The organism is Geofilum rubicundum JCM 15548 (assembly GCF_000974365.1).
GTDB lineage: Bacteria > Bacteroidota > Bacteroidia > Bacteroidales > Marinilabiliaceae > Geofilum > Geofilum rubicundum.
Genome location: NZ_BAZW01000004.1, coordinates 1 through 23,301 on the forward strand (window position 1 = coordinate 1; position 23,301 = coordinate 23,301).

General features: G+C 40.4%; 28 protein-coding genes. 18 read left to right on the top strand and 10 right to left on the bottom strand.

The window, feature by feature from the left end:
- Window positions 1-36 precede the first annotated feature (36 nt).
- The 4 genes from JCM15548_RS22730 to JCM15548_RS03140 all read left to right on the top strand — a co-directional run bounded on the left by JCM15548_RS22730 (window position 37) and on the right by JCM15548_RS03140 (window position 2,078).
- On the top strand, window positions 37-252 hold the full coding sequence (locus JCM15548_RS22730; protein ID WP_227625377.1) for a hypothetical protein: 216 nt from the start codon (window positions 37-39) through the stop codon (window positions 250-252).
- Window positions 253-254: 2 nt separating this feature from the next.
- A complete protein-coding gene (gene epsC / locus JCM15548_RS03130; RefSeq protein WP_227625378.1) occupies window positions 255-962 on the top strand; it encodes a serine O-acetyltransferase EpsC in 708 nt (235 codons plus the stop codon).
- A gap of 165 nt (window positions 963-1,127) precedes the next feature.
- Window positions 1,128-1,676: a SiaB family protein kinase gene (locus JCM15548_RS03135; RefSeq protein WP_062122419.1), complete on the top strand. Its 549-nt coding sequence runs from the start codon at window positions 1,128-1,130 to the stop codon at window positions 1,674-1,676.
- 21 nt (window positions 1,677-1,697) lie between these two features.
- The gene (locus JCM15548_RS03140) at window positions 1,698-2,078 is read left to right on the top strand and encodes a DUF1987 domain-containing protein (protein WP_062122420.1); all 381 of its coding nucleotides are present in this window, start codon (window positions 1,698-1,700) and stop codon (window positions 2,076-2,078) included.
- A gap of 53 nt (window positions 2,079-2,131) precedes the next feature.
- On the opposite strand, the gene JCM15548_RS22735 is transcribed toward JCM15548_RS03140, so the two are convergent.
- Genes JCM15548_RS22735 through JCM15548_RS03150 form a run of 3 tightly spaced genes read right to left on the bottom strand, consistent with a single transcriptional unit; the run spans window position 2,132 to window position 5,688 of the window.
- Entirely contained in the window at window positions 2,132-3,670 is a 1,539-nt protein-coding gene (locus JCM15548_RS22735) for an ABC transporter permease (RefSeq protein ID WP_227625379.1), read from the bottom strand.
- Between the two features lie 35 nt (window positions 3,671-3,705).
- Window positions 3,706-5,205 (bottom strand): ATP-binding cassette domain-containing protein, encoded by a 1,500-nt coding sequence (locus JCM15548_RS22740; RefSeq protein WP_227625380.1) that lies wholly within the window; start codon window positions 5,203-5,205, stop codon window positions 3,706-3,708.
- A 48-nt stretch (window positions 5,206-5,253) separates the two neighbouring features.
- Window positions 5,254-5,688, bottom strand: a complete 435-nt coding sequence (locus JCM15548_RS03150) for a hypothetical protein (RefSeq protein ID WP_062122421.1) — start codon at window positions 5,686-5,688, stop codon at window positions 5,254-5,256.
- Window positions 5,689-6,004: 316 nt separating this feature from the next.
- On the opposite strand from JCM15548_RS03150, the gene JCM15548_RS03155 reads away from it, so the two are divergent.
- The gene (locus tag JCM15548_RS03155; protein ID WP_227625381.1) at window positions 6,005-8,233 is read left to right on the top strand and encodes an ATP-dependent Clp protease ATP-binding subunit; all 2,229 of its coding nucleotides are present in this window, start codon (window positions 6,005-6,007) and stop codon (window positions 8,231-8,233) included.
- A gap of 71 nt (window positions 8,234-8,304) precedes the next feature.
- Window positions 8,305-8,583, top strand: coding sequence for a ClpB D2-like domain containing protein (locus tag JCM15548_RS26555; RefSeq protein WP_227625382.1), 279 nt, complete (start codon window positions 8,305-8,307; stop codon window positions 8,581-8,583).
- A 180-nt stretch (window positions 8,584-8,763) separates the two neighbouring features.
- Here the strand turns inward: JCM15548_RS26555 and JCM15548_RS03160 are convergent, their stop codons facing one another.
- Window positions 8,764-9,078 carry an STAS domain-containing protein gene (locus tag JCM15548_RS03160; protein ID WP_062122422.1) on the bottom strand — a complete coding sequence of 105 codons (315 nt, stop codon included), beginning with the start codon at window positions 9,076-9,078 and terminating at the stop codon, window positions 8,764-8,766.
- A 5-nt stretch (window positions 9,079-9,083) separates the two neighbouring features.
- Window positions 9,084-9,560, bottom strand: coding sequence for an Hpt domain-containing protein (locus JCM15548_RS03165; RefSeq protein ID WP_062122423.1), 477 nt, complete (start codon window positions 9,558-9,560; stop codon window positions 9,084-9,086).
- A 191-nt stretch (window positions 9,561-9,751) separates the two neighbouring features.
- On the opposite strand from JCM15548_RS03165, the gene gcvT reads away from it, so the two are divergent.
- The 10 genes from gcvT to JCM15548_RS03205 all read left to right on the top strand — a co-directional run bounded on the left by gcvT (window position 9,752) and on the right by JCM15548_RS03205 (window position 18,068).
- Window positions 9,752-10,888: a glycine cleavage system aminomethyltransferase GcvT gene (gene gcvT / locus JCM15548_RS03170; protein WP_227625383.1), complete on the top strand. Its 1,137-nt coding sequence runs from the start codon at window positions 9,752-9,754 to the stop codon at window positions 10,886-10,888.
- A 268-nt stretch (window positions 10,889-11,156) separates the two neighbouring features.
- Complete coding sequence (serC, locus tag JCM15548_RS03175; protein ID WP_227625384.1) at window positions 11,157-12,107, top strand: 3-phosphoserine/phosphohydroxythreonine transaminase; 951 nt, start codon at window positions 11,157-11,159, stop codon at window positions 12,105-12,107.
- Window positions 12,104-12,226, top strand: a complete 123-nt coding sequence (locus tag JCM15548_RS24970; RefSeq protein WP_262486864.1) for a hypothetical protein — start codon at window positions 12,104-12,106, stop codon at window positions 12,224-12,226. Before serC ends, JCM15548_RS24970 begins: the two co-directional genes overlap by 4 nt.
- Window positions 12,227-12,347: 121 nt before the next feature.
- Complete coding sequence (locus tag JCM15548_RS03180; protein ID WP_062122424.1) at window positions 12,348-13,271, top strand: 3-phosphoglycerate dehydrogenase; 924 nt, start codon at window positions 12,348-12,350, stop codon at window positions 13,269-13,271.
- Window positions 13,272-13,330: 59 nt separating this feature from the next.
- Window positions 13,331-14,347: a DUF1015 domain-containing protein gene (locus JCM15548_RS03185; protein WP_227625385.1), complete on the top strand. Its 1,017-nt coding sequence runs from the start codon at window positions 13,331-13,333 to the stop codon at window positions 14,345-14,347.
- A gap of 92 nt (window positions 14,348-14,439) precedes the next feature.
- The gene (locus JCM15548_RS22750; protein ID WP_227625386.1) at window positions 14,440-14,580 is read left to right on the top strand and encodes a hypothetical protein; all 141 of its coding nucleotides are present in this window, start codon (window positions 14,440-14,442) and stop codon (window positions 14,578-14,580) included.
- A 196-nt stretch (window positions 14,581-14,776) separates the two neighbouring features.
- On the top strand, window positions 14,777-15,463 hold the full coding sequence (locus JCM15548_RS03190) for a YggS family pyridoxal phosphate-dependent enzyme (RefSeq protein WP_062122425.1): 687 nt from the start codon (window positions 14,777-14,779) through the stop codon (window positions 15,461-15,463).
- A gap of 47 nt (window positions 15,464-15,510) precedes the next feature.
- On the top strand, window positions 15,511-16,497 hold the full coding sequence (locus JCM15548_RS03195; RefSeq protein WP_062122426.1) for a dihydroorotate dehydrogenase-like protein: 987 nt from the start codon (window positions 15,511-15,513) through the stop codon (window positions 16,495-16,497).
- A gap of 169 nt (window positions 16,498-16,666) precedes the next feature.
- On the top strand, window positions 16,667-17,593 hold the full coding sequence (locus tag JCM15548_RS03200; RefSeq protein ID WP_062122427.1) for a hypothetical protein: 927 nt from the start codon (window positions 16,667-16,669) through the stop codon (window positions 17,591-17,593).
- Between the two features lie 19 nt (window positions 17,594-17,612).
- The gene (locus JCM15548_RS03205) at window positions 17,613-18,068 is read left to right on the top strand and encodes a hypothetical protein (RefSeq protein WP_062122428.1); all 456 of its coding nucleotides are present in this window, start codon (window positions 17,613-17,615) and stop codon (window positions 18,066-18,068) included.
- Window positions 18,069-18,129: 61 nt separating this feature from the next.
- Here JCM15548_RS03205 and JCM15548_RS22755 read toward each other — a convergent pair whose 3' ends face one another.
- The 4 genes from JCM15548_RS22755 to JCM15548_RS22770 all read right to left on the bottom strand — a co-directional run bounded on the left by JCM15548_RS22755 (window position 18,130) and on the right by JCM15548_RS22770 (window position 20,939).
- Window positions 18,130-18,951, bottom strand: a complete 822-nt coding sequence (locus JCM15548_RS22755) for an ATP-binding cassette domain-containing protein (protein WP_227625387.1) — start codon at window positions 18,949-18,951, stop codon at window positions 18,130-18,132.
- A complete protein-coding gene (locus JCM15548_RS22760; RefSeq protein WP_227625388.1) occupies window positions 18,927-19,337 on the bottom strand; it encodes a hypothetical protein in 411 nt (136 codons plus the stop codon). The genes JCM15548_RS22755 and JCM15548_RS22760 overlap by 25 nt, the downstream gene beginning before the upstream one ends.
- A 154-nt stretch (window positions 19,338-19,491) precedes the next feature.
- On the bottom strand, window positions 19,492-20,757 hold the full coding sequence (locus JCM15548_RS22765; RefSeq protein WP_227625389.1) for an excinuclease ABC subunit UvrA: 1,266 nt from the start codon (window positions 20,755-20,757) through the stop codon (window positions 19,492-19,494).
- Window positions 20,745-20,939, bottom strand: a complete 195-nt coding sequence (locus JCM15548_RS22770; protein ID WP_227625390.1) for a hypothetical protein — start codon at window positions 20,937-20,939, stop codon at window positions 20,745-20,747. The genes JCM15548_RS22765 and JCM15548_RS22770 overlap by 13 nt, the downstream gene beginning before the upstream one ends.
- Window positions 20,940-21,297: 358 nt before the next feature.
- On the opposite strand from JCM15548_RS22770, the gene JCM15548_RS03215 reads away from it, so the two are divergent.
- Window positions 21,298-21,891 carry an RNA polymerase sigma factor gene (locus JCM15548_RS03215; RefSeq protein ID WP_062122429.1) on the top strand — a complete coding sequence of 198 codons (594 nt, stop codon included), beginning with the start codon at window positions 21,298-21,300 and terminating at the stop codon, window positions 21,889-21,891.
- Window positions 21,892-21,990: 99 nt separating this feature from the next.
- Complete coding sequence (locus JCM15548_RS03220) at window positions 21,991-22,176, top strand: hypothetical protein (protein ID WP_062122430.1); 186 nt, start codon at window positions 21,991-21,993, stop codon at window positions 22,174-22,176.
- A gap of 12 nt (window positions 22,177-22,188) precedes the next feature.
- Here JCM15548_RS03220 and JCM15548_RS03225 read toward each other — a convergent pair whose 3' ends face one another.
- Window positions 22,189-23,181 (bottom strand): glycosyltransferase family 2 protein, encoded by a 993-nt coding sequence (locus JCM15548_RS03225; RefSeq protein WP_062122536.1) that lies wholly within the window; start codon window positions 23,179-23,181, stop codon window positions 22,189-22,191.
- Window positions 23,182-23,301 lie beyond the last annotated feature (120 nt).

Here is a 23,301-nt window from a genome sequence, read left to right on the forward strand (position 1 = left end):
TGCAGAGTATTCATAATAAATTTTAAATGGTGTTATATGAGCAATATAGAGTATCCCAAAGGATTGAAAGGAACAATTGATATCCTGTCTCAGGAAAAATCGTATCAATCTGTTTGTCATCGGCATTATCCGGATCAACCGATGCCTTCTGTTTATATTATGGAGGAAATTGTTGATCTTATCCGGGAAATAATCTTTCCCGGGTACTTTGGCAATTCCCCCACCGTCCGGGAAGTGTTCAGTATTACATAGGTGTGAATGTTGAGCTGCTTTATGAAAAACTAAGGCAGCAAATTTATGCCGGTTTGTGCTTTGGATGTTCGGATGCGGATAAGTTTGAAATGATAGAAGCCAAACAGAAAGCAGCTCAGTTGGCGGTAAAATTTATCGATCAATTACCGGATATTCGTTATCAACTTTCGACAGATGTAGAAGCAGCCTTTTTGGGAGATCCCGCTGCACAGAGTAGGGCCGAGGTGATTTTTTGTTATCCGGCTATTAAAGCTATAACCAATTATCGTATTGCCCATGCTCTCCTTCAATTAGGAGTCCCGTTGATCCCCCGGATAATCGCTGAAATGGCCCATTCAGAAACGGGTATTGATATCCATCCAAGGGCCGTGATTGGTAATAGTTTTACCATTGATCACGGAACCGGAGTGGTGATTGGAGCTACTTCCATAATCGGAACCAATGTGAAAATTTATCAGGGCGTTACTTTGGGTGCCAAGAGTTTTCCGTTGGATGACAAGGGCAATCCGATTAAAGGCATAGCCCGTCATCCCATCGTTGAGGACAATGTCATTATTTATGCCCAAGCTACTATTTTGGGGCGAATCACGATTGGTGCCAACTCCATAATAGGGGGAAACGTTTGGATAACATCAGATGTAGCCGCAAATAGTAAGGTGATTCAGGAAAAGTTTAGGTTTGGTGGCTTTGTGGGAGGGGACGGTATTTAATTTAATCCGTTAAAATACTATGTTGATCGTCTGTAATGCTGCGTTAGCCAAATATAGCCCTCCTTTTTGGTGTGATTTGCGTATTAAGGGTAATATTCGTAGACCACAATGATAGGTCATTCTATAAAATTTTTATCTTTGTGATAGTAATGATAAACAGGAAAGATGGGCTTTGATATCGATAAATGGTATTCACAGAAGATGCAGGGGGAGGTAATTCTCAGGTATATGGGGGAGGTAAGCGCCGATAAAATTACTGAGGCTCTCGATGGTATCGAATCAAGTCTTAACCTTAAGAATGAAAAGAATAAGACCAGAAAGAAAGTTTACAACGTCTTTGTGGAATGTATTCAGAATCTTTTTCATCACGTTGATACACCACCGGCAACGGCCAGTGTAGATTTAGTTCCAAAATTTGGTGTAATAATACTTGCCCGGGATAGCTCTTTTTACCGTATATCTACAGGTAATTTTGTTAGATTGGAAAAAGTGAGCATTATTAGAGATCGAATTGATCAGGTCAATTCTTTATCAGATGAAGAACTAAGGTCTATATATCGGGATATTCTTGGTAATGAGGGTATTACCCTGAAAGGTGGTGGTGGTTTGGGCATGTTGGATATTGTTCGTAAAACAGGAAATAAATTAGAGTATGCCCTTTACCCGCATGATGATGAGTATGTTTTTTTCTCAATGGATGTCTATATTAGCTAAATAACTTGGTTTACTACCGATATGGAAACAATAATTCGTGAAGGAAGTCCAAAGACTCCCTATGTAAAATTAGATAGTGAAAAAGGATTAATTGAAATTAAGGGGCGTTCAATTCCTGAAAACTCTGTGGAATTTTATAAGCCTTTGATTGATTGGTTGGATAAGTATGGGACTAGTCCTTTAAACTCTACCAGTGTGAATGTTCAGCTTGAATATTTTAATACCAGTTCGTCAAAATGCATTCTGGATATATTTAAAAAATTGGAACTTATTTATAAAAAAGGAAGCAAAGTTCAAATTAACTGGTATTATGAGGAGGATGATGAAGATATGTTTGAAGCAGGTGAAGATTATCAGTCCATCATCAACATTCCTTTTACCATGATTGAAATGGAGGAGTAAATGAAATGGGTATTGGGTTTAATTAGGATTATTCAAAGAATCGAATCATCTATTCAATCGCTGCTGGAAATCTGATTATCAGAATTTTTATTGGTATAGCGCATGGTAAGAAACTTCTTAAGTGCACCCATATAAAGGAGTATAAATAGTAGCGCATTTAGCACCCAAATAATAATAAGGTTAACAAAGAAAGTGTTGTAGGATTTCTGACCTATGTTTTTGACAGGTGCCAAAAAATGGGCCTTTATAAATGGATGACTGGGTATCATGTAAATAGGATCGAACTTTTGAACCAGCTCATCCTCCAGAACTAAAAGCCTGTCAATAAAAAGATCATTACTTCTACGGACAAATCGTTCCAGGCTTTCATTGAAATAAGTCTCTTTCAATTCCATTAGGTAAGCTTCTCCTTTATCGGCCATCATCTCTTTTTTTCGTGCTTCTATGGCCTCATCGGCTTTGTTGAAGAGTTTAATATAGAAGGTTTTCAAGGTCTTTAGATGGTCTTGTAATCCATTGAAATCTTGTTTTTTAAAACTTTGAGCATCCATTTGTATTTCAACGGGCGTTTCTGTTGAAGCGTATTTTTTATATTTGACCAATTCGTTGAAAATAAGCTGGTCAATGTCTTTTTTCTCATCCGGATCGGTTGTTTGCTCTCGTTTGTTTAGTTGGTTGGTCATCTCAGGAACCCAATAGTCTTTAATGTAGGTGGCTTGACTTTTTATGCGCTCAAAAGTATAAAACTCCTTTTGGTAGGCGTTGTTTGTAAACTGATCAACCGCGATGGCTTCAAAGGCCCATCTGGCTGCAATTAGTTCGCCATACCAGGGAATACCCTTAGTGGAGGATAGCTTAGGATTCAATTGGTCGAAATTGACAAAAACGCCACTTAATATTAATTGAGGAATGATGAGAAATGGAATCAGGATATAAATATTTACCGTCTTTTTAAAACTGTCTGATATATTTAAACCCAGAAGATTGGCAAATACCGAAGATGAAAAAAGTATTAACCAATAATGCCATCCCAGACCCTGAATCTCCATAATTGAATTTCCTACCAAAACAAACAGGGCTGTTTGTACCGCAGAAATGACAGCCAGAAGAATGAATTTGGAGCTTAAATAACTCAAACGACTCAGATTCAGAAATGATTCTCTTTTTAATATTTTACGATCATTGATTATTTCTTCAGCACTCACTGAAAGACCTATGAAAATGGCAATGATGACAGATATGATGATGTAAATAGTGAGATTGGGATTTTGACTGAAAACGTACCCATCTGAGCCTCCTGCGCCTGTTTCAAAATACAAAATCAGGGAGGCTAAAATAAAGGCCAGTAGTGGTGATTCTAACAGGTTGATGATCAAGTATTGGGCATTCGACAGCTTGGCGTGAACGTCTCTTTTAATGAAGATGTAAGCTTGTTTAAGCTTACCCGGAATCTGGAAATTTATCTCGGGCAACTGATCGGGAAGGAATTTTTGCTCTACGCGCTCTGGTTTGGGCGATTGATGAAACATTTCATACCATTCCCTGGCATTAATTCTTCTTTCCCCGGTGGGGTTTCCATACTCATCCAGCATATTACTGCCTACAATGGTCAGGATTTGTTCCGGGCTTACGTTGCCACATACCGGGCATTCACTTTCCTCTCTATTGATATAATTGACACAGTTTTTGAAATGGTTAATGCTTCAACGGCATCGCCATCATAAATAAGGTAGCCACCCGTATCAAGTACCAAGAGTTGGTCAAACATTTTAAAAATATCGGACGATGGCTGGTGGATCACTACAAAGATGAGTTTGCCCTTTAGCGCTAATTCTTTCAATAAATCCATGATGTTTTCCGAGTCTCTGGACGATAGACCAGAGGTAGGCTCATCCATAAACATGACGGCTGGTTCCCTGATGAGTTCCAGGGCTATGTTGAGGCGTTTGCGCTGTCCTCCGCTGATTTTCTTATTCAGTGGATTACCCACTTTCATATCTTTTATATCATATAAACCTAAGGCTTTTAACAAAGAGAGAACTTTTCGTTTAATGTTGGACTTAGAAATATGATCAAAGCAGAGCGTTGCGTTATAATATAGATTTTGATAGACGGTTAAGTCCTCTATGAGTAAATCATCTTGCGAAACATAGCCTATCAGACCCTTTACTTTCTGTGGATTGTTGTGGATGTTTGCGCCATTGATGGTAATTGAGCCCGATTTGGGCTTTAAAATACCTGTTAAAAGGTTAATCAGGGTAGTCTTTCCAGCTCCCGAATCCCCCATAATACCCACCAGGCTACCAGAACCGGAAGAGAAATTCATGGGGTGAAGTCCCACGGCACTTTTGGCATAATTGAAAGAAATATCTTTCGCTTGAAAATGAATGGGTTCTTTTTGCTGACTCTTATAAAACTGGCTGGCAATGGTGGTGTAGGTGATGGGGGTAGAGCGACGATGTCTCAATGAACTTCCCGGCCGCATGAAGTGAATTTTGCCAGGCTGAATAATTTGTCCATTAATGGTTAAATCGCTTGATTTTTTTGATTTAAGCAACATGACGTTGCCCGAATGAATGTTAAGTATGCGGAGTTCGTTCTGTAAATGCTCTCGATAAAGGTAACCCTGTTTCTTCTTATGTTCTTTATCTCCGCTTATTATCAATAGGTTATTGCCGGGCGACTGGTTTTTGAAATTGTCAGTAATAAAAGCATAGATTTCAAGATACTCTTTACTGTTGATGTTAAAGGTCTCGGCAATGGTATTGGCAAACTCAATTTCAATGGCGGAAATTCCCCGGCTACCTGAATTCAGGAACTCGAGTAACTGAATAATAACAATCAGTTTTTGGTAATGGGTGAGTTCCTCATTGATGGCCGTTGCTATTCTGAGAATTTTTACGCTGCTGGCTGCATAACGCTTTTTAAGTTTTGAAGTTTCCCGTAGCTTTATTTCCTGCTCATGAATATATAGATCGAATAAAGACAAATGCTCATCCACCCGTTGCGAATTGAGCTGTAGCGAAAGGTAATTTCGGACCACATTTCTCCGATTCTCTTCATTCTGATTTGGTGATGATACCAAAGCAAAAAGCTGCATTAGTGCTTTAAGGATCTCTTCACTCATCTTTTTGGGGCCGTTTTGGTGGGCGAAATAGAATTGCCTAATTGGTGTCTATTTGCTATCACTGCTTTTAAAACCAATTAAAAGCATAGCCATGCCGGATTCTGCTATTTCATTGTTTAACCGGGCTTCTATAATGCACTCCATGGAGCCCTCCATTTTAAAATCCCATGAACCGGAAGCGCCATATTCGGAACTGGTATATAGCAGGTTTCGGTTGGTGTCATACAAGGAAAATTCGATGAGTCCCTCCTGGTGGCTACATAAAACAATGCGGTAAGTATTACCATTAAATAATGTTGTTCTAAATTCAGCAATCTCCTCTCCTGTTAAAAAGGCTTTTTGTGAACGATCTCCTGCTACAAAGGGTGATTTTAAAGATGTCAAACAATCGTTGACTAATTGTTCTTCCTGAGAGTTTATTCCGGATGGCATAAAAAAGCTAATACAGAATAATGCCGATAGAATGATACCTTTTTTGTTCATCTGTCAAAAATTTGTTTAATTCATAGGTTTGGGTTTGCTGCTTAACTGGTAAAACCCGCTTCACCAAAGTTATTCAAAACCGTTCACAATATAAACATGAGAAGGCATTTTTTTTCTAAAAAGCCGCTTTTATCCGTTAAAGTTAAACCGATGACTTTTGACTGCTTTATGGTTTTGAAGGATTTTGATGATCCCCTTCCGATATAAAGTGTCACTTTGGCGCGTGATTGGATCGGCTTTCTGTCAAATTGACGGTATTTTAAGCATGGCAGTCAATTTGAAGTATGGATGATCTAAACATCTAATAATTTTTACCATGAATTTGAATCAATTTACCATAAAGGCACAAGAGGCGGTTCAGCAAGCCTTTCAGGTGGCTTCCGGACTAAATAATCAAGCCATCGAACCTGGGCATCTTTTGAAAGGAGTGGTGCAGGTCGAAGAGGGCTTAACCCGCTTTATCTTTAATAAGTTGGGCATTGGCAATGTTCTGCCGGTACTTGATAAAATAGTCGAATCCTATCCTAAGGTGAGCGGAGGAGAACCTTATTTGGGACGTGCTGCCAATGATGCCCTTCAAAAGGCTTTGTCAAAAGCCAAAGAGATGGGAGACAGTTTTGCTTCCATTGAGCATCTTTTGATTGGTGTTTTGGCGGGACGGGATGAAGTCGCTAAAATGCTTAAAGATGCAGGTGCTTCGGAGTCTGGAATGCTTCATGCTGTTATGGAGTTACGTAAAGGGAGTAAGGTGGACAGTCAGACAGCCGAGGATAGCTATAATGCCCTCAGTCGATTTGCCATCAATTTGAATGATAGAGCCAGGTCAGGCAAACTCGATCCTGTTATTGGCCGTGATGAGGAGATCCGGCGCATACTGCAAATTTTATCTCGCAGAACAAAAAATAATCCCATATTGATTGGTGAGCCTGGTGTTGGAAAAACGGCCATTGCCGAAGGTTTGGCCCACAGGATTATTAATGGGGATGTCCCGGAGAACTTAAAGAGCAAACAGATTTTTTCTTTGGATATGGGCGCCCTGATTGCAGGGGCCAAATATAAAGGAGAATTTGAGGAGCGCTTAAAGGCTGTTGTTAAGGAAGTTATTGGGAGTGATGGCGAAATTGTTCTATTTATTGATGAAATTCATACCCTGGTTGGAGCTGGAAAGGGGGAAGGAGCTATGGATGCTGCCAACATATTAAAGCCGGCTCTTGCCAGAGGAGAATTAAGGGCCATTGGGGCTACCACCTTGAATGAGTATCAAAAGTTTTTTGAGAAGGATAAAGCTTTGGAACGTCGCTTTCAGTTAGTGATGGTGGATGAACCCGATATCGTATCCTCCATATCCATTCTGAGGGGGTTAAAAGAAAGGTATGAATCGCATCACAAAGTTCGTATCCGGGATGAGGCCATTATTTCTGCTGTTGAATTATCCAAAAGATATATCTCCGATCGCTTTTTGCCGGATAAGGCGATTGATTTAATTGATGAAGCCGCATCGAGGTTAAGGTTGGAGATGAATTCTGTACCGGAAGAAATTGATGAAATTGAACGACGCATTAAGCAGTTGGAAATTGAGCGGGAAGCTATTAAACGCGAGGGGGATAAACTTAAACTCTCTACTTTATCGCGCGAAATTGCTGAACTCAAAGACCAACGGTCTGTTATGCGGTCGAAATGGGAGGAAGAAAGATCCATTATTGAGGAGATTCAAAGGCAAAAATCTGATATTGAAACCTTTAAATTTGAGGCAGATAAAGCGGAACGCGAAGGTTTGTATGAAAAAGTAGCTGAATTACGTTACGGGAAAATAAAAAATGCCGAACAATCGATTGAAGCCTTAAAGGTTAAGTTACAGCAAAAGCAATCAGACCAGCCCATGATTAAGGAGGAAGTTGATGCGGAAGATGTGGCACAGGTGGTGAGCAAGTGGACAGGCATACCGGTCAACAGGATGTTGAGAAGTGAACGCCAGAAATTATTGTCGATAGAAGGTGAGTTGCATAACAGAGTCGTTGGTCAGGATGAAGCAATTTCTGCTGTGGCCAATGCGATCAGAAGGAGCAGGGCCGGATTACAGGATGTCAGAAGACCCATTGGTTCGTTTATTTTTCTGGGCTCTACGGGTGTCGGAAAAACAGAATTGGCAAAGGCCCTGGCCGGGTTTCTGTTTGATGATGAAAATCTGATGACCCGGATTGATATGTCCGAATACCAGGAGCGACACTCGGTATCCCGCTTAGTAGGGGCACCTCCCGGCTATGTGGGCTATGATGAGGGCGGACAGTTAACGGAGGCTGTTCGAAGAAAACCTTACTCCGTTGTGCTTCTCGATGAAATTGAAAAGGCACACCCCGATGTGTTTAATATTTTGCTTCAAGTGCTGGATGATGGTCGCCTGACTGATAACAAAGGTCGATTGGTGGATTTTAAAAACACCATTATCATCATGACTTCAAATCTGGGTTCTTCCATTTTACAGCAAAATATTGAATCGGCCATTGATGGAAATACAGAAATAAGCCGGAAGCCCGTGAGCAGGTAATGGTACTGTTAAAGCAGTCGATAAGGCCAGAATTCATAAATAGGATCGATGAAATTATTATTTTTACGCCTTTGAGTAAAAACGAAATACGAGAGGTCGTGCGCTTACAGTTTAACGGTATTGCCAGAATGCTGTCAGATCAGGGCTTAGAATTGAAAATAACAGATGATGCCATCGATTGGCTGGCTTCAGCAGGGTTTGACCCGGCCTATGGTGCTCGTCCCATTAAAAGGGCCATTCAAAGGTATGTCCTGAATCACCTGTCAGAACTGATTTTGTCTGAAAAAGTTTCCAATGATCAAGCCATTATGGTAGATGTAGAAGCGGATCAATTGACTTTTAGTAACTAAATTTAAGGCTGCCTTAAGGGGCAGCTTAATGATTAACAGGTATCAAAATTTTGTTGAAATAATTGACAAAAAGAAAGCCCCAATTTTTGGGAGGGCTATAACTACTGGTAACAAAAAAAAACATCAGAAAATGGCTCAGCCATTTTCCAAATCATCAAATGCCACCAAAGTCAGTGATCATTAATCCATTTTGAAATCAAAAACTTTATCCAGCTTCATCAAAGTAAGCAGACTGTAAACATCTTTATTGACATTCTGCAAAACAAAAGCGCCTTTGTTTTCGCGAGCGGTTTTAAGGGCTGAAATCAGAACCCCAATACCAGTACTGTCAATGAATCGGATGTTTTGAAGACAAAGGGTAAGGTTGTATCCACTTTTGACCAATTGTTCAGCTAATTCATCTTTAACAACCGCTGCGATGGATGCATTAAGTCTGTCAGTCCCCTCAATCGTTGTCAAATAACGGTTATCTTCTATTTTTTCTGTTTTCAACATGGCAATTAATTTTCTAGTACTGTCTTAAGTTCAACACAGGCAACATTGCAAGCATTTATGAATTTTTCTATGATCAATTCCATGGTTTCCTGAGTGCTGTTTTCTCTTAACCACATCTGTTTTTCATCCGGATAGTTGTTGAGATTTCTCTGAAGGGCATTCAGTTCTTCCTCTTTATTAATATCAAGGCTGCCGGACTTTTCCAGCTCTTTTAATCTAAAGGTTTTGGCGATTAACTCAAGGTTCTTTAAATCAATATTGCCCAATTCATTCATTCCCATGGATAATACGGATGATTTGGCTTTGTGCGCCAAAGCGGCCAATCTTTTCCAATCTTTTTGACTATAGTAAAGTTTAAATCCTTCGGTAAATTCAGAAACCTGGTCCAGGAATATGGTAATCAATTCATTAATGATGCCCTGGTCTCCATCGGCAATGCTTTCCAAATAGGAGAGATCTATTTCCTGATGACTTGATAACATACTATTGGCTTTTGTTTACTGGATGTAAAATTAATGCAAATCTAATACTTTTCACATCATTTTTCAGAAAAAGATGGTTTCCGGTATTTTGATTGATTAAACAAAAATAATATAATCATTGGCTATTCATAACAAATAACAGCTAAATGCGCCATTTATTTTCTTAAATTTACAAATAGAAAACTTTTTGTGTGAATGCTTTTGAATTAAAAGTGAAACAATTTCATCTGGATACGATCATACCTATGCAAAAAACAAGACTTTACGAGGAGCATTTGTCGCTGGGGGCAAAAATGGTTTCCTATTCCGGGTTTCTGATGCCCGTTGAATATTCTGGAATTACAGCCGAGCACATGGCCGTGCGCCATTCGGCGGGGATGTTTGATGTGTCCCATATGGGTGAGTTCTGGGTAAAAGGTCCGGGAGCCTTTGCCTTTTTGCAAAAAATTACCAGCAACAATGTGGCAAAATTAAGCCCGGGAAAGGCACAATATTCATGTTTTCCAAATGGAAAAGGTGGCATTGTGGATGATTTACTGGTCTATCAGTACAGTGAGGAGAAGTATTTACTGGTAGTAAATGCTGGAAACATAAAAAAAGATTGGGATTGGTGCGTCCAAAATAATGACGAAGGTGCAGAATTGGAAAATGCCAGTGACCGGATGTCTTTATTGGCCGTTCAGGGACCTTATGCAGCGGCCATTCTACAAAACCTGACACCCGTTATTCTTGCGGATATACCTTCCTTCAGTTTTGTCACCGGGACGCTGGCAGGGATAGATCAGGTGATGATTTCACATACGGGTTATACCGGTGCGGGCGGATTTGAGTTGTATGTAAATAACGAGGATGCACCGGTTTTATGGCGTAAAATATTGGAGGCCGGTCGTTCGGACGGATTAATACCTGCCGGTTTGGGGGCCAGAGATACCTTGCGCTTAGAGATGGGGTTTTGCCTGTATGGCAACGATATCGATGAAAGCACTTCTCCCATAGAAGCTGGTCTGGGATGGATCACATCCTTTAAGGATAATAAGGTTTTCATTGATAAAGAAAGGTTGTGGAATCAGAAGCAGGCTGGTGTTGAGCGACAATTGAAAGGTTTTGTTTTGCAGGAAAAGGGGATTCCCAGAAATGGGTACGATATAGTGGATGCCAATGGGCATACTATTGGCAAGGTCACTTCAGGAACCATGTCACCCGTGCTAAAGAGAGGCATTGGACTCGGTTATGTGTCTGAAAACCATTGGAAGTCGGGTTCAGAAATTTTTATTCGTATTCGTAATAAGGATATAAGGGCTCAAATTGTGAGGCCGCCATTTATTTGATGCAAGTTAGTTTTGGCATTTTTAAAAAACCGTTTTTAACTTTTTATTTTATTAACCACATAATTTATGTCAGTTTGTAATCAGAAATATCTATTTTTCTTTTAATTTTGTGCATTCAACGACCCATTTGGAGTCTGCTTTCTTTTTTTAATCATTCGCAGGTCTTTATAAAGGTTTTATAATGGCTTGAATTTAAATGAAAAAAGCAGGAAATTGCCAATGGGATGTTCTGAGCATAATTCGAAAAACAGCAAACAAATAAATTCTCATGAAGAAGCACAATTTTTCCGCCGGGCCATCAATTCTTCCCGATTTTACCATTAAAAATACAGCTGAAGCAGTTGTTAATTTTGCCGGAACCGGCTTATCAGTTATGGAAGTATCACATCGTGATAAGGAATTCATGGCTGTTATGGATCAGGCCACTACATTGTTTAAAGAGTTGCTGGATATTCCTTCTGGATATCAGGTTGTATTTTTAGGCGGTGGTGCCAGTATGCAATTTTGCATGGTTCCGTACAATTTGCTTAATAAAAAGGCGGCCTATTTAAATACCGGAACATGGGCTTCCAAGGCCATTAAAGAGGCCAAATTTTTTGGAGATGTTGTTGAAGTAGGATCCTCTAAAGATGAGAATTACTCCTATATCCCCAAAGGCTATACCATTCCTGCAGATGCAGATTACTTTCATATTACCACCAATAATACCATTTTCGGCACTGAGATTCGTGAAGATTTGGACGTGAATGTGCCTTTGGTGGCTGATATGTCATCGGATATTTTTTCCCGCCCCATTGATGTTTCTAAATATGGAATTATTTATGGTGGTGCTCAGAAAAACCTGGCACCTTCAGGGGTTGCTTTTGCCATTGTTAAGGAAGATATCCTTGGCAAAACAGACCGGCCTATTCCTACTATGCTGAATTATAAAACACATATTGATAACGATTCCATGTTTAACACACCACCTGTCTTGCCTGTGTTTTCAGCCTTGCAGACCCTTATATGGCTGAAAGATCAGGGGGGTGTTGCTGCTATGGAAAAACGCAATATTCGAAAGGCGAATATGCTTTACTCCGAAATTGAAAGGAATAAATTATTTAAAGCTACTGTTAAGCATGAAGAAGATCGCTCCGTAATGAATATCTGTTTTGTGATGAATGAGGAATATAAGGAACTGGAAACAGCTTTTAGGGAGTATGCGATATCATTAGGATGATAGGTATAAAAGGCCACCGCTCGGTGGGTGGATTTAGAGCTTCATGTTACAATGCCTTGCCTGAAGAAAGTGTAAAAGCATTGATTGATGCCATGCAGGAGTTTGAGAAAAAGCATTAAAAGTTTATATTTGAAACAAGAAAGGGAGCGAGTGGGGAAGCAATTCACAACCTCCCTTTTTCTATTTTTCGAGATTGGAATGGCCGGTTTCACAATTAATAACAATAAACTGAAATAAAATATGAAGAAAGTTTTGGTAGCTACTGAAAAACCCTTTTCACAAGTAGCAGTAGATGAGATTAGGATCATTGTTGAAGAAGCGGGTTATAAACTTGAACTTCTGGAAAAATACACCTCAGAAGCTGAATTGCTGGATGCTGTTGCTCATGCAGAAGCCCTTATTGTTCGGTCTGATAAGGTTACTTCCAAAGTGTTGGAAGCCGCCAAGGATTTAAAAATTGTAGTCAGGGCAGGAGCAGGTTACGATAATCTGGATTTGGATGCCTGTAATGAGAAGGGTGTAGTGGCTATGAATACGCCGGGACAAAATTCCAATGCCGTTGCAGAGCTGGTATTTGGCATGATGATTTATGGTATCCGTAAACAGTTCAGCGGTGCATCAGGCACGGAATTACGCGGAAAATCATTGGGCATTCATGCCTATGGTAACGTTGGTTACTATGTGGGAAAAATTGCCGAAGGTTTCGGTATGAAGGTATATGGATATGATCCCTATGTAGGTGCTGATCGTATGCAGGCGCATGGTGTTGAACCCCTTTCTTCGGTTGAGGAACTTTACAGGACCTGCGAATTTGTATCCTTGCATATTCCGGCCAATGATATAACCAAAAATTCCATTAACAAGGCTTTGCTTTCTATGATGCCACAAGGTGCCGTATTGATCAATACAGCCCGTAAGGAGGTTATTGCTGAGGATGAGTTGCTTGAAGTAATGGAAGAGCGTCCTGACTTCATGTACCTGTCGGACATTGCCCCTTCAAATGCCCAGGTTATTGCCGAAAAGTTTCCCGATCGCTTTTTCTTTACACCTAAGAAAATGGGTGCTCAAACCGAGGAGGCCAATGTGAATGCAGGAATGGCAGCTGCTCGTCAGATTGTTAGCTACTTTTTGACTGGGGACGAAACCCATCGGGTCAATCGATAACGATTGCCCCGGTATTATCTCATCCTTTTTGGATCAAAAAATGAAACAACCCAAATTATATGGCTATAGTTAAACCTTTCAGAGGTCTTCGTCCTCCCAAAGAAATTGCAAAGGATTTATCCTGTTTACCCTATGATGTGATGAACAGTGAGGAAGCTGCCCAAATGGCAGTGGGAAAACCGCAATCATTGTTGCACATTACCCGTTCTGAAATTGATTGTAAAAGTGATGTGGATGTTCATTCACAAGAAGTGTATGATAAATCTGTTGAGAACTTCAGGTCTTTTAAAGAAAAAGGTTGGTTGGCACCTGACGAGGAGGATCGCTTCTATATTTATGCACAAACCATGGATGGGCGGACGCAATATGGGATTGTGGGTTGTGCCGCCTGTCAGGATTATTTTAATGGTGTGATTAAAAAGCATGAATTAACCAGACCCGAGAAGGAGGAGGACCGAATGGCACATATCCGTATTAATGATGCCAATTTGGAGCCCGTCTTTTTTAGTTATAAGGCGGTTCCCGAGATAGATCAAATGGTGGAAGGGATTGTTGAGAGCCAGGATGCTGAGTATGATTTTGTCAGTGAGGATGGATTTCGTCATCAATTTTGGGTTATATGGGATGCCGGCACCAATTCACGTTTGGAACAACTGTTTGCCGACAAGGTGCCCTGTACCTATGTGGCAGATGGTCACCACCGTACCGCTGCTGCTGCCCGCATTGGTGAAGAGCGAAAAGTAGGGAATCCTGGTCATACCGGCGAGGAGGCCTACAACTATTTTATGGCTGTACATTTTCCGGATAACCAATTGTCAATAATTGATTATAACAGGGTAGTCAAAGACTTGAATGGTTTAAGCGACTCTGATTTCCTGATTGCTCTGGGGCGAAGTTTTGAGGTGACACCCTTGGGGAGGATGCCTACAGGCCTTCCCAATTGCATGAATTTAGTCTCTATCTCTCGGGGAAATGGTACAAATTGGTTGCCCGAAAAGACACCTATAATGACAACGACCCAATTGGCGTGCTGGATGTCACTGTTTTATCCAACTGTGTGTTGGATAAGATATTGAACATTAAAGATCTAAGAACCTCTAAACGAATTGATTTTATTGGAGGTATAAGGGGTTTGGACGAATTAAAAAGAAGGGTTGATTCCGGGGAAATGAAAGCTGCTTTTGCACTATATCCGGTTTCCATGCAACAACTCATTGACATAGCCGATACAGGGAATATTATGCCGCCAAAAACCACCTGGTTTGAACCTAAGTTGCGGTCTGGTTTGGTGATACACGAGTTGGATTAATTCAGTTTTTTTAATTTTTTGAAATTAGTCATACAAAAAGTCGGCAAAGCCGGCTTTTTGCATGACTAACCGAGGCAGTGTGGATAGGGATAACACGCTTTTTTCGTATATTTCGGCCAGAATCAATAAATTTGCACGGAGAACTTGTCAGGCAAATAGTACGCTGAAAAATATTTATTTTTTATTTGAATGAATTATGTCAATAACTGAGAGATTTGAAAGTGTCAAGCAAAACATTCCTGGAAATGTTCTATTAATTGCCGTGACCAAAACACATCCAGTTGAATTGATACAGTCATCATATGATTATGGTTACCGTCACTTTGGAGAGAACAAGGTTCAGGAACTCATCGCCAAAAAAGAGGCTTTGCCAGATGATATTGTATGGCATATGATTGGACATTTACAGTCAAATAAGGTCAAGCTAATAGCTCCTTTTGTCGGGCTTATTCATGGAGTAGATTCTTTAAAGTTGCTTAAAACCATTGATAAAGAAGGGAAAAAAAATCACCGGGTTATTCCTTGCCTTTTACAAATCCATATTGCTGAAGAGCAAACCAAGTTTGGGTTTTCACCGGATGAAATAAGAGCCCTTTTTGAGACCCATCCGTTAAAAGAATTTGAAAATATTGAGATCAGGGGATTGATGGGAATGGCCACCTTTACCGAGGACAAGAATCAGGTTCGACGGGAATTTAAAATATTAAAAACTATTTTTGAAGAGTTGAAACAAACCTGGTTTCTAAACACCCCATATTTCAAAGAACTGAGCATGGGGATGTCGGATGATTATCAGGTGGCCATAGAAGAGGGGTCTACCATGGTCAGAGTGGGTAGTGCTTTATTTGGTGAGCGCGACTACCTTTCTGGTCAGGGTAAATGAAAATTGGAACCATATAACGAACTGTTGACACAAATAAAACTAAGAATATGACGAATCTGGAAACCACTTATTTGGGATTGAAATTGAAAAACCCCATTATTGTTGGAAGTTCGGGGCTTACCAATAGCGTTGAGAAAATCAGGAAACTTCATCAGGCCGGAGCCGGAGCTGTAGTTCTTAAATCATTGTTCGAAGAACAGATCAATCATGATGTCGATCGGACCATCTATCAAGGGGCAGGGATGGATTATCCGGAAGCCATGGACTATATAAAAGCCTATTCGAGAAATAACTCCGTTACCGAGTATCTGGATTTAATTAAAGAAGCTAAAGCCGCCGTTGATATTCCGGTCATTGCCAGTATTAATTGCTATTCTTCAGATGAGTGGATTGATTTTGCTCAACAGATTGAAAAGGCTGGTGCTGATGCTTTGGAATTGAATCTTTTTGTGGTCAATTCCGACAAAAACAGCAACCCTTCAGATTATGAAGAGATGTACTATAAAATAGCCAAAACAGTGAGTCAGGTGATTTCTATCCCTATTGCCATGAAATTGGGACTCTATTTTTCAAACTTGGTGGCAGTCGTGGATAAACTTTCCGTATCAGGTGCCAAAGGAGTGGTGTTGTTCAACCGTTTTTATGAACCGGATATTGATATCAACAACATGACGCTGACAGCTGCCGAGGTATTTAGTTCTCCCGCTGACATAAGACGGTCATTAAGATGGGTGGCCATCGTCAGTGATAAGATCAACAATATTGATGTGGCTGCTTCCACCGGTGTGCATGATGGCGATGCCGTTATTAAGCAATTACTGGCGGGAGCCCGTGCGGTGCAGGTTTGTTCTGCTGTTTACAAGCAGGGACCGGAAATTGTAACCCGTATGCTTGAAAAGCTGGAATCATGGATGAAGGAACAGAAATTTGAGAACATAGACCAGTTCAGAGGGCAAATGAGTTATGGTAAAATGAAGAATCCTGCTGTGTATGAGCGGGCCCAGTTTATGAAATATTTTTCAAAGTTTGAATAATAAAAGATTTAAAGCCGGCTTTGGCCGGCTTTTTTTCTTAACAGACCATTATCCGGAAGGATAAATTTGTCCTTTTGATTTTTTTTTATGAATTTTGTTGGTCTTGTGAAAGTATTATAAAAGATATGATTACTTTTGAGATCATTGCCTTTCTTTAATTAGCCTGATTATGAAACAAATTACCCAAAAGTCCTCTTTGCTATTATTACCTGTATTGGTTTTTATCTTCTCTTTTGGCTGCACCTGTCAACAACAAAAGAGTGAAAAGTCTGCGGAGGATGAGATTGTCCGGTCGGTTACCATCGACGATCAACTACTGGAGGATTTTAATAAATCGAAACTGATATTCTATTCCTTGCCCTCTCCACTTGAAACAGCCATGCTCATTAAGCGGTCGGGAGCCAATTATAATCCGGGGTTATTAAATGATTTGGCCAATGGCTCAAGGTACAACACCAATATGAAAATGGCATTGAATCTTGGTGTCTACAGTGCTGATATGAGTTACTCCAGTTTGTTTGATCAAACCCAAAGCACCATTAACTATATGGGAGGTGCTCGTCAATTGGCCGAGCGTTTGGGTATAATGGAGGCCATTGATGAAGAAACGATCCGACGACTGGAACAGAATATGAACAACCGCGAAGTGGTTATGGATATTATTTCAGAGACATTCATGAATTCCAATGCCTATTTGACCGAGCAGGACCGGCCGGCCATTGCTGTGATGGTTTTGGTTGGCGGCTGGATGGAAGGCCTCTATATTGCGACTCAGTTAACGGAAGGCTCAATGGAAACAAATCCTAAATTGATTGACCGGATTGTTTATCAAAAGCTGGCTTTGCAAACGGTCATTAATTTAATGGAGTCGCACAAAAGCAATGCAGATATCAGTTTTTTAATGGAGCGGTTAAATGAATTGAAGGCCATTTTTGATGAAATTAAAATTGTGACAACTTCTGACGTGGAAGCAGAAACGCATCCCGAACAAAAAATGACTATTTTACGGTCAGAAGCGGAAACCTTTATAACTCAAGATACCTTTGAAAGATTAGTGAAAAAAGTGAGTGAAATTAGAGCCGAATTTGTCTCCTGAGTAATATAATCATAACTAGATGAAGTTAATTGTTCCTTTCCGTTTGATATTGTTTTTCCTTTTTTTGTTTTTGATGATGGGAAGTGTTTCCGGGCAATGTATCAGTTTTGCCCGGAATATTGCTAAACCTCTTTTGGAAGACTATATTCATGACGGAAACTACAATGCTACTTATATGGAGGAGGGAGAAAGTGCAGAGCTTTATAAAACCTTTTTCCAAGATGAAGAGTATCGCTTAGTTGTCTCGGGTGTAGAGAGTTTACCTCAAATACATATTCGCCTATTGGATGATCAGCGTAATGTGATTTTTGACAATGCCAATCATGATTTTGCCCAGGTTTGGGACTTTAAGGCAGAGACTACCGGAACCCTGATTGTCTATTTAAAGATCCCTGATAGTGAGGAGGGAACCCAGATAACAGGCGGATGTATTGCCATTTTATTCGGGGTAGAATCTACCGGGCGCCGTAATTAGATTCACATACAACTCCATGCCGAAGGGATAGCTTTCTTCTGTTGAGAAGGCATTTACCTTTTTAAGATAAATAAGGCATCAGATATTTCCCGGTATAGGATTTGGGTTCTTTGATCAACTTTTCAGGTGTGCCTTCAAATACCAAATAACCGCCCTCATTGCCTCCTTCCGGTCCAAGGTCAATCAGGTGATCTGCCGATTTTATAATTTCCATATTATGCTCCACTACTATTATGGAATGTCCTTTGTCAATCAATGCATTGAAAGCCTTTAACAGTTTATTTATATCGTGAAAGTGCAGGCCGGTTGTAGGTTCATCAAAAATAAACAAGGTGGGTTCGCTCTTTTCTAAAGCTAGAAATGAGGCCAGTTTAACCCGCTGACTCTCCCCTCCACTCAGTGTGCTGGAAGATTGCCCCATATGAACATATCCCAAACCAACATCTGCCAATGGTTTTAGTTTGTTAACTATGCGTTTGGCCGTTGTTGATTCACTTTCCGAGAAGAAGTTGATCGCTTCTTCAATGGTCATTTCAAGAATCTCAAAAACATTTTTATGGCGGTGTCTGATATCTAAAACTTCATTTTTGAAGCGTTTTCCATGGCAACTCTCACAGGTCAATACCAAATCTGCCATGAATTGCATCTCCACTTTTATGGAACCTTCTCCCTGACATTCGTCGCAGCGACCACCATCCACATTGAAGGAGAAGTGGGCCGGTTTGAAGCCTTCCAGTTTGGCCTGCTTTTCATCGGACATGAGTTTTCTGACTTCATCCCAGGCTTTAAGGTAGGTGGCCGGGTTTGAACGGGATGACTTTCCTATTGGATTTTGGTCAATAAACTCTACATCCTTTATCACGTCCAGGTCGCCTCGTAACAAGTCAAAACTACCTGTTTTATCGGCAAAGCTCCCTTTAACTTTTTTAAGGCAGGGTACAGTACTTTTTTAACCAACGATGATTTCCCTGACCCGCTGACACCCGTTATCACCGTCAGGATGTTCAGCGGAAACCGAACAGTCACATTTTTTAAATTGTTTTCTTTAACGCCAGTTACCTCAATGTAAGAGGAGTGCGATCGCCTGCTTTTAGTCACCGGAATAGCTGCCGTACCGGTCAGGTATTGGGTGGTGAGACTTTCAGGGACCGATTTTAGCTTTGAAAATTCTCCCTGAAAAACCACTTCTCCGCCATGTTGGCCAGCCCCTGGTCCGATATCAATTATTTCATCACAGGCCCTGATGATATCCTCGTCGTGCTCAACCACCACTACGGTATTGCCAAGGTGTTGTAGTTTTTTTAATACCCCTATGAGCAGTTCCGTATCCCTGGAATGTAAGCCGATGCTTGGTTCATCTAAAATGTAGAGCGATCCTACCAGGCTGCTTCCCAGGGAGGTAGCCAGGTTTATGCGTTGACTTTCACCGCCCGAAAGTCGAACTCAAACGATTTAAAGTCAGGTAGCCCAACCCAACCTTGTTCAGAAATTCTAATCGGCTGGTTATTTCTATCAGTAAACGTACAGCCACTTTTTGCTCATGGTCTTCTAACTGGAGTGATTTGAAAAAATCGTAAAGTTGATCAACCGGCAAAGTGACCAGTTCATGAATACTTTTATGGCGGACTTTTACCCAGGCAGCCTCCTTTCGTAAGCGTGCTCCATTACATTCAGGGCAGGTTGTTTTGCCCCTGTAGCGGGCCAGCATTACCCTGTTTTGAATTTTGTACAGCTTTTCTTCCAGGTGGCTGAAGAAGTCATCTAATCCTCTGAAAAAAGAATTCCCGGTCCACAGCAAGCGACGCTCTTCCTGGGTCAATTCGTAATAGGGCTTGTGAACCGGAAAGTCAAATTTATGTGCATGACGTACCAAGAGGTTTTTCCATTCACTTAATTTTTCACCTTTCCAGCAGGCAATGGCATCCTCGTATATGGATAAGTTCTTATTGGGAACCACCAGATCCTCGTCAATCCCTATAACACTGCCAAATCCTTCGCATTTAGGGCAAGCGCCCAAGGGACTGTTAAAGGCGAAAAGATGCTCTGTTGGCTCCTCAAAAACAATTCCGTCCGCTTCGAACTTATTGGAGAACACCGAAACGGTGGTTGAGTTTTCCTGAAATACTTTGACGATGCATTCACCACATCCCTCGTAAAAGGCAGTTTGGATGGAGTCCGCCATCCTTGATGCGTTGTCGGCATCATTTGGGTTGACCACTACCCGGTCAATTAAAAGATTTAATTCCGGACAACTGGTGGAAGCATCCTTAAAGGCCTTTAAAAAGTCTTCAATGGATACAAATTCGTTGTTGGATTCAATGCGGCTAAATCCTTGTTTGGCCAGCAGGTCCAGGTGCTCCGAACAATTTCTTCCTTCGGGAGTGAAAATTGGTGCCAAAACTGCTACGCGCGTATTTTCAGGGTGGCTGTTAATAAAGTTGACAACATCTTTAACCTGATGGCGCTTAACTTCCTGACCGGACACCGGAGAAAGCGTTTTCCCAATTCGGGCAAAAAGCAGTTTTAAATAGTCGTATATTTCAGTGGAAGTACCGACTGTTGATCTGGGATTACGGGTATTAACCTTTTGCTCAATGGCTATGGCAGGAGGGATGCCCTTGATGAAATCAACCTCGGGCTTGTCAATTCGCCCCAAAAATTGTCTGGCATACGAACTTAAACTTTCCACATATCGCGTTGCCCCTCCGCATAAAGAGTGTCAAAGGCCAAGGAGCTTTTACCTGAGCCGGATACCCCGGTAATCACGATGAAGCGGTTGCGTGGAATGTTTAAGGAAATGTTCTTCAAGTTGTGTACACGCGCCCCTTTAATTAATATATGGGATTGAGCGTCGACTTTAGATACTGCCATAAGTAAAAAAATGCAAATACAATTATTTATCGATGACAAAGATACCAAACAATATTAACTTGTGATACCATTTTAACAGTCCTTTGGGTTATTTTAAGGAGTTGATAACCAGAAGAATGTGTTTTGATTAACGGTGTGTATAACATCTTATAAATTAATGCTTTGCAGGATTAGAAACCCGTTTTTTAATTTTCATGACAAATGATGAGCATGAGATGCGACAATAAAACGGTTGCAGTGTTAAAAAAGACGAAAAATATTTGGATTTATTGACAATTTTTTATTTATTCGCTGTCTCAACTTTTAAAAACAGGTGCCTATAGAAACATATTTACAAGTTATCCAATAAATATTTGTTATGACAGATTTATTAAACCTGTCGGACGAAGAGCTTGTAAAAAGTTTCGTATCCGGTAATCAAAAATGTTTTGATGTTCTCTTAGAACGTCACAAGCAAAAAGTTTTCTCTTATATTTTTCTGATGGTTCGTAAGCAAGAGTTGGCTGAAGATATTTTTCAGGATGCTTTTCTTAAGGTGTATCATACGATCATGGAGGGCAGATACGCAGAATCAGGACGTTTTGCCTCCTGGGTTATGCGCATTGCTCATAATTTGATTATTGATCATTTCAGAAGACAAAAGCACTTTCCAATGGTGTATAACGACGATCATCCAAAGGATCTTTTTAATCATCCAAGATATTCGGATAGCAATATTGAAGAACAATTGGTCTTTGAAGAGGTGCTGAAAGATGTTTCTGAGTTGGTGGAGCTTTTACCCGACAATCAAAAGGAAGTCGTTAAAATGCGCCATTATTTGGGTTTAAGTTTTAAGGAAATTGCGGAAGAAACCAATGTGAGTATTAATACCGCATTGGGACGTATGCGCTATGCTTTGATTAACTTAAGAAGAATGATGGAGGAGCGTCAACTGACATTAACGGCTTCCTGATGGAAATCAAAAATTTATTGTTTTCTTAATAAAAAGTAGGTTTTCATATACTAAATAGTCTGGTTGGTCGTTTAAAAAGTAAGATTATTGCCAGACTTCATGAGAAATTACACCAATAGGCACATAGCCCTTCTTAACAGAAAAGGGAAACAGTACAGAAAGATGATTCTGCAAATGTCCGATGAGGAGTTGCTGAAAATGTTTCCTGCTCCTTCTGAGAAGGTTTTGATTCAACTAAGACGAAAAGTTGTAAAAACCAACCGTTTGTGGCCAGCTCAGAATTAAAACGCCGGAGGACTACTTGTAGAAATTTTCGTGAAAGGCATGAAATTCCTTTTTTCCAAGTAACTTTCTGGAAATGACCGCTTCAAAAAATCCAAGTCCGTAACCAAAAGTCTGTGTAAAAGCAGCAGGAACCGCCCAAAAGGCGGTTTTTAGCTCTTTGGTTACATGGTGCGCATGAAAGAATAAAACAGTCGGTATAAACATCAGAAGTAAAAGGAACCAGGGATTAAAAAATGCCCCTATCACAATGAGAATATGTCCCAGAACAAACAGAGAGGGAATCCAGTGAACCGGCTTAAGGGTTCCTTTATGCCTTATTTCCAGGTTTATTCGGGCAATTCCTGAATTGTAAACCTGTTTGAAAAAGGAGCGGAAATTATTTCTACGTTTATGAAAGACAAAAGCTTTTTTTATCAGGCGCGTAGAGTATCCTTTTTTGAGCAGACGCATACTAAAGTCCAGGTCTTCACCAAAGCGCATATTTGTAAATCCTTTAAGCGAATTAAATACACTGTTTCGTACGCCCAAATTGTAGCTGCGCGGGTAAAAGATGTCTAAATTTTCTTTGGCACCCCTGATCCCTCCAGTTGTCAATACACTGCTCATGGCATAACCAATGGCTTTTTGAATGGTATTAAAGTCTGGATGAGGCCTGTCTGGTCCACCAAAACAATCAAATTCTTCGCAATCAACTTCCTGGCTGATAATATTTAAGTAGTCATTAGGAAGAATACAATCGGAATCTAAAAAAATCAGCCAACGCCCCTTTGCTTGCTGTGCCCCGGTATTGCGGGCGGGACCAGGTCCCTGATTGGTCTGGTACAAATAATTGATGTGAAACTGCTGCTTATATTGAAAGGTTAACTGCTCACTTTTCATTTCAGACCCATCCTCTACTATAATTACCTCGAAGTCCCTGCATATTTGTCCGGCAACACTATCCAACAGCTCTTTGAGTTCATCCGGCCGGTTGTATACCGGTATAATAATTGAAAAAGTAGGCATATTTTCCATCTGTTTTATATTTCACCAAAGATACAAAAAAGCTGGCACATCCCGAATGGCTTAATTAGAGGATGAAAAGATGGATGTATCCTGCTCCAGTTCAAATATTAAATATTAGTT

What these genes read in the sequence shown, in the direction of transcription:
- JCM15548_RS22730 (WP_227625377.1), top strand. Translation starts at nt 37, where the DNA reads ATGAGCAATATAGAGTATCCCAAAGGATTGAAAGGAACAATTGATATC.
- JCM15548_RS03135 (WP_062122419.1), top strand. Translation starts at nt 1,128, where the DNA reads ATGGGCTTTGATATCGATAAATGGTATTCACAGAAGATGCAGGGGGAG.
- JCM15548_RS03140 (WP_062122420.1), top strand. Translation starts at nt 1,698, where the DNA reads ATGGAAACAATAATTCGTGAAGGAAGTCCAAAGACTCCCTATGTAAAA.
- JCM15548_RS22735 (WP_227625379.1), bottom strand. Translation starts at nt 3,670, where the DNA reads ATGCTGGATGAGTATGGAAACCCCACCGGGGAAAGAAGAATTAATGCC.
- JCM15548_RS22740 (WP_227625380.1), bottom strand. Translation starts at nt 5,205, where the DNA reads ATGAGTGAAGAGATCCTTAAAGCACTAATGCAGCTTTTTGCTTTGGTA.
- JCM15548_RS03150 (WP_062122421.1), bottom strand. Translation starts at nt 5,688, where the DNA reads ATGAACAAAAAAGGTATCATTCTATCGGCATTATTCTGTATTAGCTTT.
- JCM15548_RS03155 (WP_227625381.1), top strand. Translation starts at nt 6,005, where the DNA reads ATGAATTTGAATCAATTTACCATAAAGGCACAAGAGGCGGTTCAGCAA.
- JCM15548_RS03160 (WP_062122422.1), bottom strand. Translation starts at nt 9,078, where the DNA reads ATGTTGAAAACAGAAAAAATAGAAGATAACCGTTATTTGACAACGATT.
- JCM15548_RS03165 (WP_062122423.1), bottom strand. Translation starts at nt 9,560, where the DNA reads ATGTTATCAAGTCATCAGGAAATAGATCTCTCCTATTTGGAAAGCATT.
- serC (WP_227625384.1), top strand. Translation starts at nt 11,157, where the DNA reads ATGAAGAAGCACAATTTTTCCGCCGGGCCATCAATTCTTCCCGATTTT.
- JCM15548_RS24970 (WP_262486864.1), top strand. Translation starts at nt 12,104, where the DNA reads ATGATAGGTATAAAAGGCCACCGCTCGGTGGGTGGATTTAGAGCTTCA.
- JCM15548_RS03180 (WP_062122424.1), top strand. Translation starts at nt 12,348, where the DNA reads ATGAAGAAAGTTTTGGTAGCTACTGAAAAACCCTTTTCACAAGTAGCA.
- JCM15548_RS03185 (WP_227625385.1), top strand. Translation starts at nt 13,331, where the DNA reads ATGGCTATAGTTAAACCTTTCAGAGGTCTTCGTCCTCCCAAAGAAATT.
- JCM15548_RS22750 (WP_227625386.1), top strand. Translation starts at nt 14,440, where the DNA reads ATGAAAGCTGCTTTTGCACTATATCCGGTTTCCATGCAACAACTCATT.
- JCM15548_RS03190 (WP_062122425.1), top strand. Translation starts at nt 14,777, where the DNA reads ATGTCAATAACTGAGAGATTTGAAAGTGTCAAGCAAAACATTCCTGGA.
- JCM15548_RS03195 (WP_062122426.1), top strand. Translation starts at nt 15,511, where the DNA reads ATGACGAATCTGGAAACCACTTATTTGGGATTGAAATTGAAAAACCCC.
- JCM15548_RS03200 (WP_062122427.1), top strand. Translation starts at nt 16,667, where the DNA reads ATGAAACAAATTACCCAAAAGTCCTCTTTGCTATTATTACCTGTATTG.
- JCM15548_RS03205 (WP_062122428.1), top strand. Translation starts at nt 17,613, where the DNA reads ATGAAGTTAATTGTTCCTTTCCGTTTGATATTGTTTTTCCTTTTTTTG.
- JCM15548_RS22770 (WP_227625390.1), bottom strand. Translation starts at nt 20,939, where the DNA reads ATGGCAGTATCTAAAGTCGACGCTCAATCCCATATATTAATTAAAGGG.
- JCM15548_RS03215 (WP_062122429.1), top strand. Translation starts at nt 21,298, where the DNA reads ATGACAGATTTATTAAACCTGTCGGACGAAGAGCTTGTAAAAAGTTTC.
- JCM15548_RS03220 (WP_062122430.1), top strand. Translation starts at nt 21,991, where the DNA reads ATGAGAAATTACACCAATAGGCACATAGCCCTTCTTAACAGAAAAGGG.
- JCM15548_RS03225 (WP_062122536.1), bottom strand. Translation starts at nt 23,181, where the DNA reads ATGCCTACTTTTTCAATTATTATACCGGTATACAACCGGCCGGATGAA.